At 65.8% G+C, this 16,858-nt stretch carries 15 protein-coding genes; 8 read left to right on the top strand and 7 right to left on the bottom strand.

The features are described from left to right. Positions 1–90: 90 nt before the first annotated feature. From BMX78_RS09775 to BMX78_RS09760, 4 genes are all read left to right on the top strand, one after another. Positions 91–1,188 (top strand): tartrate dehydrogenase, encoded by a 1,098-nt coding sequence (locus BMX78_RS09775; RefSeq protein ID WP_091418995.1) that lies wholly within the window; start codon positions 91–93, stop codon positions 1,186–1,188. A gap of 107 nt (positions 1,189–1,295) precedes the next feature. Further along, on the top strand, positions 1,296–2,747 hold the full coding sequence (gene dctA, locus BMX78_RS09770) for a C4-dicarboxylate transporter DctA (RefSeq protein WP_091418993.1): 1,452 nt from the start codon (positions 1,296–1,298) through the stop codon (positions 2,745–2,747). 1 nt (position 2,748) lies between these two features. Continuing rightward, on the top strand, positions 2,749–3,939 hold the full coding sequence (locus BMX78_RS09765; RefSeq protein WP_091418992.1) for a glycerate kinase: 1,191 nt from the start codon (positions 2,749–2,751) through the stop codon (positions 3,937–3,939). A 10-nt stretch (positions 3,940–3,949) separates the two neighbouring features. Beyond that, the gene (locus tag BMX78_RS09760) at positions 3,950–4,201 is read left to right on the top strand and encodes a DUF3072 domain-containing protein (protein ID WP_091418990.1); all 252 of its coding nucleotides are present in this window, start codon (positions 3,950–3,952) and stop codon (positions 4,199–4,201) included. Between the two features lie 31 nt (positions 4,202–4,232). Here BMX78_RS09760 and BMX78_RS09755 read toward each other — a convergent pair whose 3' ends face one another. Continuing rightward, positions 4,233–4,436: a hypothetical protein gene (locus BMX78_RS09755; RefSeq protein ID WP_091418988.1), complete on the bottom strand. Its 204-nt coding sequence runs from the start codon at positions 4,434–4,436 to the stop codon at positions 4,233–4,235. Between the two features lie 309 nt (positions 4,437–4,745). Here BMX78_RS09755 and BMX78_RS09750 point away from each other — a divergent pair, with 309 nt between their 5' ends. Together BMX78_RS09750 and BMX78_RS09745 are read left to right on the top strand one after the other, a co-directional pair. Beyond that, positions 4,746–6,080 carry a glycosyltransferase family 87 protein gene (locus BMX78_RS09750; RefSeq protein WP_091419296.1) on the top strand — a complete coding sequence of 445 codons (1,335 nt, stop codon included), beginning with the start codon at positions 4,746–4,748 and terminating at the stop codon, positions 6,078–6,080. A gap of 28 nt (positions 6,081–6,108) precedes the next feature. Further along, a complete protein-coding gene (locus BMX78_RS09745; RefSeq protein ID WP_091418987.1) occupies positions 6,109–7,362 on the top strand; it encodes a glycosyltransferase 87 family protein in 1,254 nt (417 codons plus the stop codon). On the opposite strand, the gene mptB is transcribed toward BMX78_RS09745, so the two are convergent. Next, positions 7,359–8,954, bottom strand: coding sequence for a polyprenol phosphomannose-dependent alpha 1,6 mannosyltransferase MptB (gene mptB, locus BMX78_RS09740; protein WP_091418985.1), 1,596 nt, complete (start codon positions 8,952–8,954; stop codon positions 7,359–7,361). The two genes, BMX78_RS09745 and mptB, sit on opposite strands and share 4 nt — an antisense overlap. A gap of 274 nt (positions 8,955–9,228) precedes the next feature. Here mptB and BMX78_RS09735 point away from each other — a divergent pair, with 274 nt between their 5' ends. Beyond that, positions 9,229–10,728: a SulP family inorganic anion transporter gene (locus BMX78_RS09735; RefSeq protein ID WP_091418983.1), complete on the top strand. Its 1,500-nt coding sequence runs from the start codon at positions 9,229–9,231 to the stop codon at positions 10,726–10,728. Between the two features lie 66 nt (positions 10,729–10,794). On the opposite strand, the gene BMX78_RS09730 is transcribed toward BMX78_RS09735, so the two are convergent. The 5 genes from BMX78_RS09730 to BMX78_RS09710 form a co-directional block, all read right to left on the bottom strand. After that, positions 10,795–11,931 carry an NAD(P)/FAD-dependent oxidoreductase gene (locus BMX78_RS09730; protein WP_091418981.1) on the bottom strand — a complete coding sequence of 379 codons (1,137 nt, stop codon included), beginning with the start codon at positions 11,929–11,931 and terminating at the stop codon, positions 10,795–10,797. A gap of 70 nt (positions 11,932–12,001) precedes the next feature. Beyond that, positions 12,002–13,045, bottom strand: coding sequence for a Gfo/Idh/MocA family protein (locus tag BMX78_RS09725; RefSeq protein WP_091418979.1), 1,044 nt, complete (start codon positions 13,043–13,045; stop codon positions 12,002–12,004). Further along, positions 13,045–13,827, bottom strand: a complete 783-nt coding sequence (locus BMX78_RS09720; protein ID WP_091418978.1) for an amino acid ABC transporter ATP-binding protein — start codon at positions 13,825–13,827, stop codon at positions 13,045–13,047. The genes BMX78_RS09725 and BMX78_RS09720 overlap by 1 nt, the downstream gene beginning before the upstream one ends. Continuing rightward, on the bottom strand, positions 13,824–14,612 hold the full coding sequence (locus BMX78_RS09715; protein WP_091418976.1) for an amino acid ABC transporter permease: 789 nt from the start codon (positions 14,610–14,612) through the stop codon (positions 13,824–13,826). The genes BMX78_RS09720 and BMX78_RS09715 overlap by 4 nt, the downstream gene beginning before the upstream one ends. Before the next feature lie 91 nt (positions 14,613–14,703). Further along, positions 14,704–15,552, bottom strand: a complete 849-nt coding sequence (locus BMX78_RS09710) for an ABC transporter substrate-binding protein (RefSeq protein ID WP_502686287.1) — start codon at positions 15,550–15,552, stop codon at positions 14,704–14,706. A gap of 181 nt (positions 15,553–15,733) precedes the next feature. On the opposite strand from BMX78_RS09710, the gene BMX78_RS09705 reads away from it, so the two are divergent. Then, complete coding sequence (locus tag BMX78_RS09705; RefSeq protein ID WP_091418973.1) at positions 15,734–16,843, top strand: LacI family DNA-binding transcriptional regulator; 1,110 nt, start codon at positions 15,734–15,736, stop codon at positions 16,841–16,843. The last annotated feature ends 15 nt before the right edge of the window (positions 16,844–16,858 follow it).

The following is a 16,858-nucleotide window of genomic DNA, read 5'->3' as shown; positions in this document are numbered from 1 at the left end:
GCTGCCTGCCCGCGGGCCGTCTACTTGAAGAGGAAGGACAGTGTGACCGCGCTAACAGGCTCACTGCAAACACTCAACGAGGAGGCTGGCATGAGCGCCACCCAGAAATTCAGCATCGCATCCATCCCCGCCGACGGCGTGGGCAAGGAAGTTGTTTCCGCAGGCCGCCGCGTACTGGATGCCCTGGCGCAGGACTCCAACGGCAGGTTCGCCTTCGACTGGACCGAGTTCCCCTGGGGCTGCGGCTACTACCAAAAGACCGGCCAGATGATGGACCCCAGGGGCCTGGAAGCCCTCAAGGACTTCGACGCCATCTACTTTGGCGCCGTCGGCTGGGAGAACGTCCCGGACCACATCAGCCTCTGGGGCCTGCGCCTGAACATCACCCAGAACTTCGACCAGTGGGCCAACATCCGCCCGGTGAAGTTCCTGCCCGGCATCCAGTCCCCGCTCCGCAAGGCGGACAACACCGAACTCGACTGGGTTGTGGTCCGCGAGAACAGCGAAGGCGAATACGCCGGCCTGGGCGGTCGCAACCTCAGCGGCCGCGGCCCCGGCAACGAGGTGGCACTGCAGACCGCGCTGTTCACCGAAAAGGGCTGCGAGCGCATCATGCGCTTCGCCTTCGACCTGGCCCGCACCCGCACCGTGAAGAAGGTCTCCTCGGTCACCAAATCCAACGCCCAGCAGTACGGCATGGTCCTCTGGGACGAAACCTTCCAGCGTGTGGCCCTGGATTACCCGGACGTCCAGACCGAAAGCGTCCTGGTGGACGCCATGAGCGCCAAGTTCATCCTCAAGCCCGAGGACCTGTCCGTCGTCGTGGCGTCCAACCTGAACGCCGACATCCTCTCCGACCTCGGCTCCGCGCTTGCCGGCAGCCTGGGCCTGGCCGCCAGCGCCAACCTGAACCCGGAACGCCGCTTCCCGTCCATGTTTGAACCGGTCCACGGCTCCGCCCCGGACATCGCCGGCCAGGGCATCAGCAACCCCATCGGCGCCATCGCGTCCGCAGCCCTCATGCTGGACCACTTCGGCCTGCACCAGGAAGCCCGCCGGGTGGAAGCAGCCATCGAGGCAGCCACCGGCTCCGGCCACCTGACCCGCGACGTCGGCGGCGACGCCACCACGGACGACGTCACCGAGGCGATCATCAAGGCGCTGACCCTGGCACCTGCCGCGGTCTAACCCAGCTTCTCCCAACTCAAACGTCCGACGGCGGCTTGCGGGCCGCCGTCGGACGCTCCCCTTAGTCTTCACAACTTCCAGCGACGTTCCACAATGAGGTAGGAATCATGGATCACATCAGCTCAGCCGGCAGCGCGCGAACAGCACAAAACGCGGCCCGGAAAACACGTTGGTACCGGCAGCTTTACTTCTGGGTACTGACAGCGATTGTTATCGGCATCCTGGTCGGCTGGCTGGCACCGAGCGCCGGCATCGCGATGGAGCCCATCGGCACCACGTTCGTGAACTCGATGAAGATGCTCATCGGCCCCATCGTGTTCCTGACCATCGTGGGCGGCATCGCCAGTGTGGCGGACCTGAAAAAGGTCGGCATGACGGGCCTGAAGGCCCTGACGTACTTCCAGATCGGCACTATCTGCGCCATGGTGTTCGGGCTGGTGGCCATCAACATCTTCCGCCTGGGCGACGGCGTCAACGCGGACGCCGGCACCATCAAGACCTCCGACTCCGCCGCGAAGCTGATCGACGCCGGCCAGCACCAGGAATGGTGGCAGTTCCTCACGCACATCATCCCGAACAGCATCGTGGGCCCGTTCGTTGAGGGGGACATCCTGCAGATCATCTTCATCGCCGTGGTGTTCGGCATCGCCCTGAACGCCATGGGCAAGGTGGGCGCACCGGTGCTCGACGGCGTGCAGCGCCTCACCGGCGTGATGTTCAAGATCCTGGGCTTCATCATGAAGGCAGCCCCGCTGGGTGCCTTCGGCGCCATGGCCTTCGCTGTTGGCAAGTACGGCGTCTCATCACTGACCAGCATGGGCGGACTCATCGCCCTGTTCTACGTCACGTCCATCCTCTTTGTGGTGGTGGTCCTCGGTTCCGTGATGGCCTTCCTGAAGCTGAACATCTTCCGGATGATCCGGCACTTGAAGGAGGAGTACATGCTCATCCTGGGCACCTCCACCGCCGAACCCGCCCTGCCCGGCCTGATGCGCAAGCTGGAGCACGCCGGCGTCAAGAAGGAAACCGTGGGCCTGGTGGTCCCCACCGGCTACAGCTTCAACCTCGACGGCGCAGCGATCTACTTATCCCTCGCCGCCCTCTACATCGCCCAGGCCACGAATACGGACCTGACCATCGGCCAGCAACTGGGCCTGCTCGCAGTGATGCTGCTGACCTCCAAGGGCGCAGCAGGTGTGGCCGGCGGCGGCTTCATCGCCCTGACCGCCACGCTCACCACCATGGGGACCATCCCCGCCGCCGGCATCATGCTCATCTTCGGCATCGACAAGTTCATGTCCGAGTGCCGTGCCCTGGTGAACTTCACCGGCAACGCCGTAGCCACCCTCTTCATCGCCTGGTGGGACCGCACCCTGGACGTGGACCGCGCCCGCCGCGTCTTCGCCGGCGAAACGGTGGAGCCCATGCCCGCCGAGGACCCCATCCACGGTGCGGACGTCGCCGAGATCGATGACGACCTCACCGAGTACGGCCACCACGCACCGAAGCACCACGCCACCTCCGCTGACCGCCGCCCCGCCTACTCGGAAACCATCTGACATGTCCGCAGCAACCGCCCCGCACAGCGTCCGCGCGCTCATTGCGCCGGACAAGTTCAAAGGCAGCCTTACCGCCGCCGAAGTCGCCGACGCCCTGGCCGCCGGCCTCCGCTCGGCCGCTTTCCCCGGCGCCGGTTCCACTGCCGGGACGGTACGCTGCGAGCTCCTTCCGCTGGCAGACGGAGGTGACGGCAGTGTTGACGCCGCCGTCGCCTCCGGCTTCGGCCGCCGCAGCTGTACAGTGGCTGGGCCCACCGGCCAGCCTGTCCAGGCGGGCATCGCGTTCGACGGCGTCACGGCGGTTGTTGAGGTGGCGAACACCTGCGGGCTGGGGCTGCTGCCCGGCGGAAAGCTGGAACCGATGGAAGCGTCAAGCCGCGGTTTCGGCGAGGCGGTCCTGGTTGCCCTCAGCCTCAACCCGGCCCGGATCATCCTTGCCCTGGGCGGCAGCGCCAGCACCGACGGCGGGATGGGAATGCTCAACGCCCTTGGCCTCCGCTTCCGTGATGCTGCAGGGCGTCCGCTGGAAGGCAGCGGACAGGCGCTGGGGCTGGTCGCTTCGGTATCGGGCAGTCCGCTTCCCGAGCTCGCGGACATCGAACTCGTCCTCGCAAGCGATGTCCACAACCCGCTCCGCGGCCCGGACGGAGCCCCAGCCGTCTTTGGTCCGCAGAAGGGCGCCACCGCTGCGGACGTTGCCGCCCTCGATTCCGGCCTGGCGAATTTCGTGGCGAAGATGTCCGAGGCAGGGTTCGGCGACGCCGCGGCCCTGGCCGAAAACGAGGGTGCCGGCAGCGCGGGCGGCATCGGCTATGCGTGTCTCCTGCTCGGGGCGCGGCAGGTGTCGGGCGCGGACTACTTCCTGGACCTGCTGGACTTCGACACCCGCAAGGACAGCTGCGACGTGGTGATCACGGGCGAAGGAAGCATCGATGAGCAGACGCTCGCCGGGAAACTGCCCGCCGCCGTCGCCCGCCGGTCCGGGGACCGGCCGATCATTGCCGTCGCCGGCCGCTCACTCCTTCCACGGGAGCGCTGGTCCGAAATGTCGCTTGCCCGCGTTTATACGCTGGCGGAGTACACGGACCGGGACTCGTCCAAGGATGCCGGACTCTCGGCCGCGCTGTTGCACCGGATAGGGCGGGACATCGGCGAAAGCCTGCAGGTTCACGCTGTCAGTCCCGGAGCCTAGACTTTTCGGCATGAGTGAAAACCAGGAAACCATCGGAAGCTCCACACCCGAGCCGGATGCAGGCTTGAACCGGGACCCTGAGGATTGGGTCACAGGAGATGAGCCCATGACCGCGGCACAGCGCAGCTACCTCGATACGCTGGCGCGCGAGGCAGGGGAAGAATTGCCCGCTGATCTCAGCAAGGCGGAAGCGTCCAAGCACATTGACCGCCTGCAGCAGCGCAGCGGAAGAGTGTCAGGCGGCGGCGCCGAAGAGAAATAACGCCGCTACGGACGAAGGCGCGCGGGGCGGCCTACCAGGCCTGGTGTTCCTGGGTGAGGCCGAAGGGAACAGATTCGCTCAGCGCCACCGTGAACTTGTCCACGCCGTGCCGGGTGACCAGGATGCCGTGCCGCTTCTCGGCCAGCGCGTGGGCTTTGGCAGCGGTGACGGCGGCGTCAAGCTCGCTGTCCATGCTCTGGCGGTCGGCAACGGTGAGGGTCAGTGGGAAGTTCATGGTCTAGCCTTAGTGTTTGGGGGTAGGGGTTCATATCTAACACCTGCGCTCCCCAAGGCTGCAGACGAAGTTGGGCACCTTTGTGCCCAGTTCATGATGCCCGAGTAATGGATCACCAGCAACTTGAAAAATCAAGTAATAAGTCGTCGCAGGTCAAACGCTTGACGGCCGGGGCCCGCTCCAGCAAATTACGGGGCCAAAGCACCGTGAATTAGAGTTGGACAGGAGTGGAAGCTGTTTCCGGACGGCTCCGATGCCCCTGAACCAGCCATGCGGCAGAACCCAAGCCACCAGCACAACACCATACCTGTGCCACGACCTGACAAGGATCCCGCCATTTCCACGGACGCTTTCTTCGGCAATCTCACCCGGATCCGCAACGTCATCCTTCCCGCACCCGCCCGGAACCGGCTGAACACCGGCCGCGGACTGCTGGGCGGCTTCATCGTGATGCACCTGGTTTTCCTGGTCTTCGCCGCTTCCCTGTCGCTGCGCGGCGAAGCCTTCAGCGATACGTTCATCTACCGGGACTGGGCCATGGCAGGCTTCGACGACGCCAACCTCACCGGTGGCCCCAGCCCCTGGGTGTACCCCATCCTCGCGCTGATTCCCATGGCCATCGCCGGCATCGCGGGCCCCGGACCGTTCTTCTTCCTCTGGGTCCTGATGACCACCCTGCTCAACGGCTGGGCACTGCTGAAGCTGACCAACCGCGGCCGTGACCAGAACGCCATCCCCGCCGGCTGGTGGTGGCTCGCGTTCACCTTCCTCATGGGCTGGCTCGGCTTCGCCCGCGTGGACGGCCTCACCGCACCGCTGGTCCTGGTGGCCCTCGCCTACGGTGTAGGCCGGCCCTTCATCGCCTCCATCCTGCTGGCCGTCGGCACCTGGGTGAAGGTCTGGCCGGCGGCCATCATGCTGGCCCTGTTCGCCGTGGTGCGGAACCGGATCCTGGTGGTGCTTGCCGGAATCACGACGACGGCGGGCGTCATTGCGCTGGCAGCAGCAGTCGGCAGCGTGCCCAAGCTGTTGAATTTCCTCACCCAGCAGGGCGACCGCGGCATGCAGCTCGAGGCCACCTTCACCACGCCCTGGCTCTGGCTGTCCGTCCTTAATGTGGGCGGCTCGCGGATGTACATGAACACGGACATCAACTCCATGCAGGTGGACGGTCCCGGTACTGCGCTGATGTCCGTCCTGATGCAGCCCCTCCTGGTCCTGGCCGCGCTGCTGGTGGCCGGCCTGACATTCTGGGCGCTCCACAACGGAAAAACCAGCGGCGGCGTGGACCGCACCGAGCTTCTCCTGGCCGGCGCCCTGACCCTCGCCACCGCGTTTGTGGTCTTCAACAAGGTGGGCTCCCCGCAGTTCATGGTGTGGCTGGCCCCTGCGGTCGCCGTCGGGCTGGCCCACAGCTGGCGGGAATGGCGGGTGCCTGCCGCCATGCTGATTGTCATCGCCGTGGCCACGTATTTCATCTACCCGCTGTTCTACGACGCCCTCAGCCACAACAACCCGTGGATGGCGCTGGTGCTGACCATCCGCAACGTCCTGCTGGTGGTGTTGTTCATCTGGAGCGTCCGGCGCCTCTACCTGCTGGGCAAGAAGACGCCCGCAGCCGCTCCCGCGCTCAAGGAGTCCTAAGATTTCCACGAAGTTCTTTGACCGGCTGGTGACCGTCCGCACCAAAGTCCTCCCCGCCACGGTGGTGGACTGGTTCGCCCGCCCGTCCAGCGTGTGGTGGGGCTTCGCCGTCGTCCATCTCTACTTCCTGGGCTGGATGGCGTCCTTTTTCCTCAACGGCGATACCTTCAGCGACACCGAGCAGTACCGACAATGGGCCCAGGACGGCTACAACCCGCAGGACCTGGACGAAAAGATCAGCCCGTGGGTGTACCCGGTGCTGGCGCAGCTCCCCATCTTCCTCGCGAACATCACCGGTCCCGGCCTGTACCTGCTCGTCTGGTTCCTGATCATCACGGCCCTTAACGCCGTCGGACTTGCCTTCCTCACGCGCGGGCCGCGGAAGGTCAGCGGCATCGCGCCGGCCTGGTGGTGGCTGTTCTTCACCGTGTTTATGGGCTACCTCAGCTTCGCGCGGGTGGAAGGCATCACCGCTCCCATTGTGCTGATCGCGCTGCTCTACGCCGCCCAGCGGCCGGTGGTGGCAGGTGTCCTGCTCAGCATCGCCACGTGGATCAAGGTGTGGCCTGCGGCGGTGCTGGTGCCCATCGTCATTGCGAGCCGGAAGCGCATCCAGGTGGTCCTCGCCGGCGCCGCGGTGACCGCCGCGGTGGCGCTGGGAACCTGGCTGTCCGGCGGGCTAAGGCACATCCTGGATTTCCTCCTGAACCAGGGCGAGCGGGGCATGCAGCTGGAGGCCACCTTCTCCACACCATGGGTGTGGCTGAGCGTCTTCAAGATCGCAGGTTCGAAGATGGCGGACAACACCGCCATCAACTCCACCGAGGTCTACGGCCCGGGGGCCGGCACGGCAGCCTTCCTGATGCAGCCCCTGCTGATCCTCGCCGCGGTGGGAGCCGCCGTCCTGCTGGTCCGTGCACTGAACCGCGGGGCGGAGCGGGAGGAACTGTTCCTTGAGGGTTCGCTCATGATGGTCACCGCCTTCATCGTGTTCAACAAGGTGGGCTCCCCGCAGTTCATCATCTGGCTGGCACCGGTGATCATTGCCGGGCTTACGCACGACTGGAACAGGTGGAAGGTCCCGGCGGCCCTGCTGATGGGGATCGCGATGACCACCTTCGTGATCTACCCGCTGTTCTACACCCCGCTCATCCACGCCCACCCGGTGATGGCCGCGATCCTCACTGCGCGCAACGTGCTCCTGGTGGTGCTGCTGTGGTGGTCCGTAAAGCGGACGGCGGAACTGGGCCGGAAGCCTGCCGCGGTGCCTGCGGGCGCTTAGGCGCTCCGCGAGGCCTGGTACCTTTCCCACCGGTCCAGGCTCCAGGTCCAGCCCCGTTTGGCAAGGTCCCAGGGCTTGGCCTCGATGAGCAGTTTGCGTGTATGCACGTCGAGGAATAGAAGGTAGAACGTAAATGCCAGGGCGGTAATGAATGCCAGCGACGACGCGTCGATGGGCAGTTCCACAAAGGACCACACCGAGAGCTGGTCCTGCGCCCCGAACACCACAAAGAACGTGACGGCCACGTAGAAGGACCTGATCTGCCAGTCGTCCCGGATCCCGGTGACGGCCAGGAACGGGATGAACCAGAGGATGTACCAGGGCTGGATGATGGGTGAGAGCATCACCACGGCGGTGAATGCCAGGGCCATCCGCCGCACCGCACGCGAGTAGTCCCCGCGGAACATCAGCAGCAGGACCAGCCCGACCGCGGCATACTTCATGCCCGTCCGCAGCAGGGTGGCGAAGGTGCCGCCCGGCAACCCCAGCACGTTGGCCAGGAACTCCACCTGCTGGCCCAGGAAGCCCGACGGTGAGTAGCCGGTGTAGCCGGGGGTCGGGTCCATGATCGCCCAGGTCCAGCCCAGTCCAAGGTTGTACGGAATCCCGCTGACGGCCAGAATGGCGAGGCTGATGCCCGCCGTCGCGCCCCAGATCAGGAACTTCCGCGGCCAGGACGCGGAGGGACCGGCCCACATCACACCGATGAACGGCAGCAGGAGCACGGTGATGGGCTTGATGCCGATGGACGCGGTGACCAGGAGAATGCCCAGCAGGTAGCGGCGGGTGGCCGCGAAGTAGACGCCGGCGACGGCGAGTCCCACCATCAGGGCGTCGTTGTGGGCGCTGGCGATGAAGCTGATCAGGAACAGGGGGTTGGCTACGGCGATCCACAGGGCGCGCGCCCCGTTAATGCCGTGCAGTTCCGCAAGTTTGGGCACATAGATCACGCAGAGCAGGACGCCCACGCCGGCCAGGAGGCGGAAGAGCAGCACTGATGCGTCGGGCTGGGCTCCGGTCAGTCCGACGACGGCGCGCGCCAGCCACAGGAAGTAGGGGCCGTAAGGGGTCCTGTTTTCGGCCCAGGCCGGATCGGCGCCGAGCGCAAACCAGTTGTTGAGGGTGGAAATGCCCACCTGGTACGGGTTCTGGCCTTCCATCACCAGCCTGCCTTGGCCGGTGTAGGCGTAGACGTCACGGGAGAAGACCGGCACGCAGAAGAGCAGCGGCAGGGACCAGGCGGAGATGGCAATGACCACGGACCGCAACGAGGAAGCGCCCCACTCGGCAAGGCGCTGGCCCAGCCGGAGCCACGAACGCATCAGCACCATGGCACCCACCGTGAGCAGCACCGTGGACACTGTGACGCCCCAGCCCTCGGTGCGCAGTGCGATGACGATGGGCTGGCGGATCATGGGCGAGCCGTTGGCGATCCAGCCGGTGCCGATCGAGCCCACGAACATCATCAGGGCGCCGAGGAATCCTTCAATGGTTGCTACATAGACCCGGCGCTTCACGGGCGCGGCCGCGGCAGTGGCCGGCGGGCCAGGCTGGCTTTCCGACGTCCCGAGGTGTGCACCGCCTGCCGTCATGTGTGTTGGTCCCCTACTTCGTTACGGCGCTGGCTGCACCAGCGAAAAGGCCGCCCTGCAACCTGGCCATTTTATCAGCCGCGGTTCCGCCTGCTCCCGGATGACGTCCCCCTCTCACGTCCGGGTAATCTTGAACCTGCAGCCAAAAGTCACCGGCGCACCCCTTTGCACTCCGGCTCCCTCCCATGACGGGGCTGGACCGCGCGCAACGTGGCGTGCAGCGATCCCCCCCAACCGCTCTTTTCCATAAGAGCCAAGCCCCTGGAGCCGCTCCTTGGCTGTCGCCGACCGCCCCCGCCCTCTGCGGCAACCGATCACGGTTCGCACGGCCCTCCGCTCACCGCGGCAACTGTCCCGCGAAGTCCTTGCCGGGATGGTCACCACCCTGGCCTTGGTCCCGGAAGTGATTTCATTCTCGATCGTTGCCGGGGTTGATCCCATGGTGAGTCTCGTGGCCTCCATCGTGCTGGCCCTGGCCATGTCCATCCTTGGCGGGCGTCCAGGGATGGTTACAGCCGCAGCGGGCTCTGTCGCCCTCGTGATCGCCCCGCTCGTGCATGAGCACGGTGTCCAGTATGTTTTGCCGGCTGTGCTCCTGGGCGGTGTGATCCAGGTGGTCTTTGGCTTGGCCGGGCTTGCGCGCCTGATGCGGTTCATCCCGCGATCGGTGATGATCGGGTTCGTCAACGCCCTGGGTGTGCTGATCTTCATGGCACAGGTGCCCCACGTACTCAACGTCCCCTGGCCGGCCTACGCCCTGTTCGCCCTGACGTTCGCGATCATTTTCATCCTTCCGCGGTTCACCAAGGTGGTCCCGTCGCCGCTGGTGGCCATCGTCGTGGTTACGGCGATTGTCATCGTCGCCGGCCTCGCCGTACCAAACGTTTCGGATGAGGGCCCGCTGACCGGCCGGATGCCCGGCATCACCCCTTTCCAGGTTCCGCTGACCCTTGAGACCTTCCAACTGGTCTTGCCCACTGCGCTGAGTGTGGCGTTCGTCGGCCTCATGGAAACCCTCCTCACGGCGAAACTCGTTGATGACATCACCGAAACGCCCTCGCACAAAAGCCGTGAGTCGTGGGCCTTGGGCGTTTCGAACATCCTTGCCGGCTTCTACGGTGGCATTGCCGGGTGCGCGATGATCGGCCAGACGGTCCTCAATGTAAAGACGGGCCAGGCTCGTACCCGGATCTCGACCTTCGTGGCGGGGCTGTTCCTGCTGGCGCTCGTAACTGGACTCAGCTCCGTCATGGGCCAGATCCCCATGGTCGCCCTCGCAGCGGTCATGATGGTGGTAGCCGTCACCACGGTGGACTGGCACAGCGTCAAACCCTCCACGCTGAAGCGGATGCCCATCCCGGAGACCCTGGTCATGGTGGTCACGGTGGCCGTTGTGGTCCTCACCGGAAACCTGGCTTACGGCGTCCTTGTCGGCGTCGTCCTGGCGATGGTCCTGTTCGCCCGCCGGGTGGCCCACGTCATCAGCGTGGAACGGACCCCGGCCGAGGATGGCCGGAGCGTCCGCTACGACGTGGTGGGGCCGCTCTTCTTCGGCAGCAGCAACGACCTCGTGGAGCAGTTCGCCTACGCCGATGACCCCGCATCGGTAACCATCGACCTCAGCCGCGCCCAGATCTGGGACGCCTCAACGGTGGCCGCCCTCGACTCCATCGAAACGAAGTACAGCGCCCACGGGGCCACCGTGGCCATCCAGGGGCTTGATGAGCGCAGCACCGGCTTCCACCGCCGCCTCACGGGGCACTTGGGGGCCTGACCGGCCGCCTGTACCCGCCACGGGGGCGGGGCCGCAAGGTGCAGCCCCGCCCCTTGCCGGCACACCTCAGGAGAAGCGCCCGGGCCGGAAGGTAGCCAGCATGGGGTGCTTTTTGCCGGTCAGGATTTCGCCGGCAAGCAGTTCGCCGGCAATAAGCCCCAGCGTGGCCCCGGAGTGCGTAAAGGCAACGAAGCATCCGGGTACCTGTCCCAGCTCGCCCAGGACCGGTTCGCCATCGCCGGGAATCGGCTTGTAGCCCATCTTCCAGGACGCAGGCTTGAGCTCGGGATTGCCAGCGATGAGCTTTGAAGCTTCGTCGGCCAGTTCCTGCACTACACCGTCCGGGATGCTGAAGGAACCGTCGGCGTGCTCGGTGATGTGTTCCTCATACCAGTCGTGGTCCAGCGCGAAGGTGCCGCCCGGGTTGGGCCGCACGGCTGCGCGCGGGGTGTTCATCACCGCTGCCACGCTGTGCTGCACCTGCTTGGTCACCACCAGCATGGACACTGGAGAGCCGTTCGGGATGTGCACTCCCAGGGGTCCGACGACGGCGGGCGTCGCTGCGCCGCAGGCCACCAGTACGGCGTCGGCCGGGTACGTCCCGCCCGACGAGGTTTCCACGCCCGAGGTGCGGCCGCCCTCCACCATAACGGAAGCCTTGCCGGCGTTGAGGACCAGTTCTCCGCCCCTGGCGTGGAATTCCTCCATCAGGAAGTCGATCAGGTCCGGCAGGCTGACCCAGCCTTCGCCGGGATTGAAGATGGCGTTCTCCGGCACGGCGTCCGGATCGATTCCGGGGGTAACGGACGAGATTTCGCCTGGAGCAACCAGCTTGGAGTCATAACCGATGGATTTTTCGAAGGCGTGCCTGGCCTCGGTGGCTTCGCGCTGCCCAGCGGCGTTCCACATGAGGCCGCCGCCGAACTGCAGCCATTCCCGGCTGGGGTCCGCGGCGAAAAGCGTGCGGTAGCGGTCCACGCCGGCCACGCGCAGCTGGTGGTAGGGGGTGGACCGTTCGCCGGCGGAGTTCAGCCAGGAAAGTGAGCGCCCGCTGGCTTCGCTGGCGAGGCCGCGCTCAGTCAGCAGGATCACGGAGGCTCCTTCGCGGAGCAGGTGGACTGCGGTGGAGACGCCGAGGATGCCGCCGCCGATGACGGCGACGCGCTTGGTGGCAGTGCGCGGGGAGGCTGGAGCAGAGGACATGGTGTCCCTTTCTGTGGAATTTATGGGAGCGGAAGACGCTTACCTGCGTCGCTGGGAAGAGTTCGGGACTTCAGGCCAGGGCGTGGATGCCTTCGATGACCTTCAGGACCTCAAGAGGTTCGGCTGGGTCGACGGGAAGAGGCCCGTTTCCGCGCAGGGCGGCGGCCAGCTGGACATAGAACTGCGGGTAGGCGCCGCGCTCGGCAGGTACGGGAGCGGTTGCCCCGTCCACCCCCAGGAGCCCCCAATGCTCCTGGGGGTCCACGCCGTAGGCAGGGTCCGACGGCGGCATCCCGGCGGCGAGCGCGGGTTCCTGTCCGTCCAGGCCCCACTTGGTGTAGCCGGCGCGGCTGCCGAGGACGTGGAAGCGGGGCCCGGCCTGGGCGGCCATGCCGTTCATCCAGAGCCGTGTGCGGACACCGGAGGCGTGCAGCAGCGATACGAAGGCTTCGGTGTCCGCCGCGTCCGGATGCGGGCCGCGGTTGGCCGTCTCGCCGTAGCTCGTTTCCACCGGGCCGAACAGCTGGATGGCCTGGTCGATCAAGTGGGCGCCGAGGTCGTGCAGGATGCCGCCGCCCTCCGCCAGGGACACCGTGTCCCGCCAGTTGCCAAAGCCTTCGGGCCGCCACCATTCGAACCGCGACTCAAAGCTGGTGACCTCGCCTACGCCTCCGGAGGCCAGCACTTTCTGCAAGGTGAGGAAGTCGGCATCCCACCGGCGGTTCTGGAACACCGTCAGCTGCACCCCGCCGTCGGACGCCCTGCTGATCAGTTCCTCGCCAAGCGCGGACGTGGGCACGAAAGGCTTGTCCACCACCACGTTCAGGCCGTGGGCGATGGCCGTTGCGGCCAGCCCGAAATGTGTGTGCGGCGGGGTGCCCAGGATGACCAGGTCCAGGTCCGCGGCCAGGGCGAACAGTTCCTCCGGGGTGGCAACAATCCGTGCCTGCGGATAGAGGCGTGCCGCCTCCCCCGCGCGTTCCGTCTGCGCCGTGACGATGACGTCCAGCGAAAAGTCCGGGTTGGCCGCGAGGAGGGGTGCGTGGAAGACCTTGCCGGAGATTCCAAAGCCGACGACGGCGGTCCTGATGGGTGCCTTACCAACCGTGCGCATCAGAGCACCTCGGAAAGGAAACGCTGCAGGCGTTCGCTGCGAGGGTTGTCGAAGAGCTGGGCGGGCGTTCCGGCTTCCACCACTTCGCCTTCGTCCATAAAAACCACCTGGTCGGCCACTTTGCGGGCGAAGCCCATCTCGTGGGTGACAACGAGCATGGTCATGCCGCGCCGGCCCAGGCCGGCCATGAGGTTCAGGACGCCTTTGACGAGTTCGGGGTCCAGGGCGCTGGTGGCCTCGTCGAAGAGCATCACTTCGGGTTCCATCGCCAGGGCACGTGCGATGGCGACGCGTTGCTGCTGGCCGCCGGAGAGGTCGCGGGGGCGGTGGTCGGCGCGTTCAGCCAGCCCAACCTCGGCAAGCCGCTGGCGGGCGCGTTCCATGGCCTGGGCCTTCGGCATGCCTTTGACGCTCCACAGGGCAAGGGCAACGTTCTCTTCGGCGGTGTGGTCCGGGAAGAGGTTGAAGTGCTGGAACACCATGCCGATACGGGTCCGCAGCGTGTCCGGGTTGGCGGCCAGTGTGCTTTCCCCGGCCAGCAGCACGTTCCCGCTTTTGGGTTCGTGGAGCCGGTTGACGCCGCGCAACAGGGTGGATTTACCGGATCCGGAAGGCCCGATGATGCAGGTGGTGGTGCCCGGGGCCACGGTGAGGCTGACGTTGCGCAGCACCTCGATGTCGCCGTAGGCCATGGTGAGGTTGCGCAGTTCCAGGCTGGACCCGTGGAAGGTCTCGGGGCCGGCGGCGCCGGGTCCGGCAGTGGTGGTGGATGGCATGTTCATGTGTTGCTCCCGGTGGTGAGCGGCGATGCCGCGTCGAGTTCCTTGACTTCCTTTAGGCCGCTGGTGGGCGGTGCGGGGCGGCGGCGTCCTGTCCGGAACTTGTTGTCGAAGTGGTTCACGAGGTGGGTCAGTGGAACGGTGATCACCAGGTAGAAGATCCCGGCTGCCACCAGGGGCGAAAGGTTGCCGGACAGGACAGCGGCATCCTGTCCCACCCGGAAGAGTTCGCGTTCACTGACCAGCAGGCCCAGGAAGTACACCAGGGAGGAATCCTTGACGATGGCGATGAACTGGTTCACCAGGGCCGGAAGCACCCGGCGGACGCCCTGGGGCACCACAACCAGCGCCATGGACTTGGCGTAGCTCATGCCCAGGGCGCGGCAGGCCTCTCCCTGGCCCTTGTCCACGCTGAGGATGCCGGCGCGGAAGATCTCGCCGATGTAGGCGCTGGCGATCAGGCTCAGTGCGATGATGCCCAGGGGGTAGGGCGAGGGCCCAAAGACCGACTGGCTGAGCCGGGCGAAGCCCTGTCCTATCAGCAGGATGGTGAGGATGGCGGGCAGGCCGCGGAACAGGTCTGTGTAGATCCTGGCCGGAACCCGCAGCCATTTGGACGGTGAGATGCCCATGACGGCCACCACCATGCCCAGCACGGTGCCAAGGACGGTGGCGGCAATGGAAATGATCAGCGTGTTCAGCAGGCCAACCGTCAGGAGTTGGGGCAGGACCTCGGCCATAGCGCCGAAGTCGAAGAAGGTACGGATGATGGTGTTGAACCAGTCCATGGTTGCTCTCAGACGTAGATATTAGGGAGGTGCCGGGCAGGCAGCGTGCGGCTGCCCGCCCGGTCAGGTGGATGGAGGCCCGCTTGCGGGCCTACTTGCCCGGCGTCGGCGAAGCGGCCTGTTCAGCCTTGGGCAGGTACTGTTCGGGCATCGGGGAGCCCGGGAACCACTTCTGGTAGAGCTTTTTCCAGGTGCCGTCTTCCATGGCCGCGGCCAGGCCCTTGTTCAGGGCCTCCTTGAATGCCGGCTTGCCCTTCGCGACGGCGAAGCCGGCGGGCGCGTCGAAGGACGGGATGTCCGCGGCGCTGACCAGGCCGTGCTGTTCCTGGTAGGCCTTTGCAGCCTCGTAATCCAGGAAGTGGGCGTCCACCGTTCCGCTGTTCAGGGCTGCAACAGCGGTGTTGTTGTCCGGGAAGCGCACCAGGCTGGCCGAGGTGAAGTTCTTCACCGCAAATGCCTCCTGGAGGGTGCCCTGGACTACGCCGAGGCGTTTCCCGGCCAGGCCGTCAGCGCTGGTGATGCCTGATGTCTTGGTGGTGATGACCGTCAGGTAGCCGGCGAGGTAACCGTCGGAGAAGTCCACCGTTTCCTTGCGCTTGTCCGTGATGCCGATCGCGGCCACGCCGGCGTCGAACTGCCCGTTGGCGACTGCTGCAAGGAGGCCGGAGAAGTCCTGGCCGGTGAAGACCACGTTGTCTACGCCGGCGCGGTGGGCCACGTCCTTGAAAAGCTCCACGTCGAAGCCGGTGAAATTGCCCGAGCCGTCAGCGAAGGTGTACGGCTTTGAATCGCCCAGGCTCGCCACCCTGATGGTGCCCGGCTGGATGAGTCCATACGGATTGTTTTCCGTGGTGGAGGCCGCCGAGGTCGAGCCGCAGCCGGAGAGCGCCAGGACGGCGGCCAGTGCTGCCGCGGCAATGCCGGCCGGCCGGAATGTCATTTTCTTCACAGCGTTGTCCAATCGTTGGTGGGAAGGCGGTGCTGTCAGGGCCGCCGAAGAAAGTCGCCGATGTTCTTGTTGAGTCCGGTCTCACCGCTTAGGATTGAGACCGGACTCACATCGATGGATAGAAATGTAGCCGAAGTCACAGGGGCCGTCAACAGCCCTTCGAAAGGTGAAGATGAACGGTGAAGGAGCACGACGGCGGGACGTAACAGTTGCCGACGTCGCCAAGGCGGCCCAGGTCTCCAAAGCGCAGGCCGCACGCGCTTTGGGAAATTACGGAGCCGTCAGCGATGATGTCCGGGAACGGGTCCTCGCCGCGGCGGAGGCTCTTTCCTACCGCCCCAACGAACTCGCCCGCAGCATGAATACGGGCAAATCGCACACTATTGGCGTAGTGGTGGGTGACATTGAAAACCCGCACTTCGGCCTGGCTACCCGGGGCATTACGGATGCGGCGAAGAAAGCGGGCTACAACGTCATCCTGGTGAATACCGATGAGGACCGGGCAGCCGAAGTGGAGGCGGTGCGGGTCCTGCTGGACAAGCGGGTGGATGGCCTGATCGTCGCGCCGGCATCGTCAGTGGACACCGAACACCTCCGGCAGGTCCACCAATCCGGCCGCCCCCTGGTCTTCCTTGACCGCAGCGGCGGCACCCTGGACGTTGAGACGGTTGCCGTGGACATGGCGAAGATTTCCCTGCAGGCCACGCAATATCTGCTCGGTGCCGGCCACCGGAGGATCGCGTTCATTTCAACGCTGAGGACCGACGCTCCCTATCGGGCGGACACGGTGCTGGATTCGTCGCAGATCGCGGACCGCCTTGAGGGCATGCGGCAGGCATTCCTGGCGGACGGGCTGCCCTTCCCGGAGGATCTGGTCCGGTTGAATGCCGGCGACGCCGACTCCATCCGCAGCATCACCCGGGAGGTTCTCCGGGGTCCGGAGCAGGCAACTGCGGTGGTGGCGTCCGATGGCCTGATCGCCCTGAGCGTCGTGGAAGCGATCCAGGAGCTGGGACTGTCCATTCCGGCCGACGTTTCGTTCCTCATGTATGACGACTTTCCGTGGACACGGCTCACCAGCCCGCCTCTGACCGTGATCGCCCAACCGGTGTACAACATGGGGGCAGCCGCCGCGAAGGCCCTCATCCGGCAGATGGAAGGGCTCCCCCGGGCCGCACCGGCGCAGTTCACGGCAACGCTGGTCCGGCGCGGGTCGGTTGGTACGGTCCGTGCTGCCGCGGCAGCACCAAAACTCGGACAACTCGCAGGGGAACCGGCCTGACTCCGGCCTTCCAAG

It is taken from the genome of Arthrobacter sp. OV608 (assembly GCA_900110595.1).
Taxonomy (GTDB): domain Bacteria; phylum Actinomycetota; class Actinomycetes; order Actinomycetales; family Micrococcaceae; genus Arthrobacter.
Note: the sequence above shows the minus strand (reverse complement) of the source record. Positions and strands in the feature narration are given on the sequence as shown.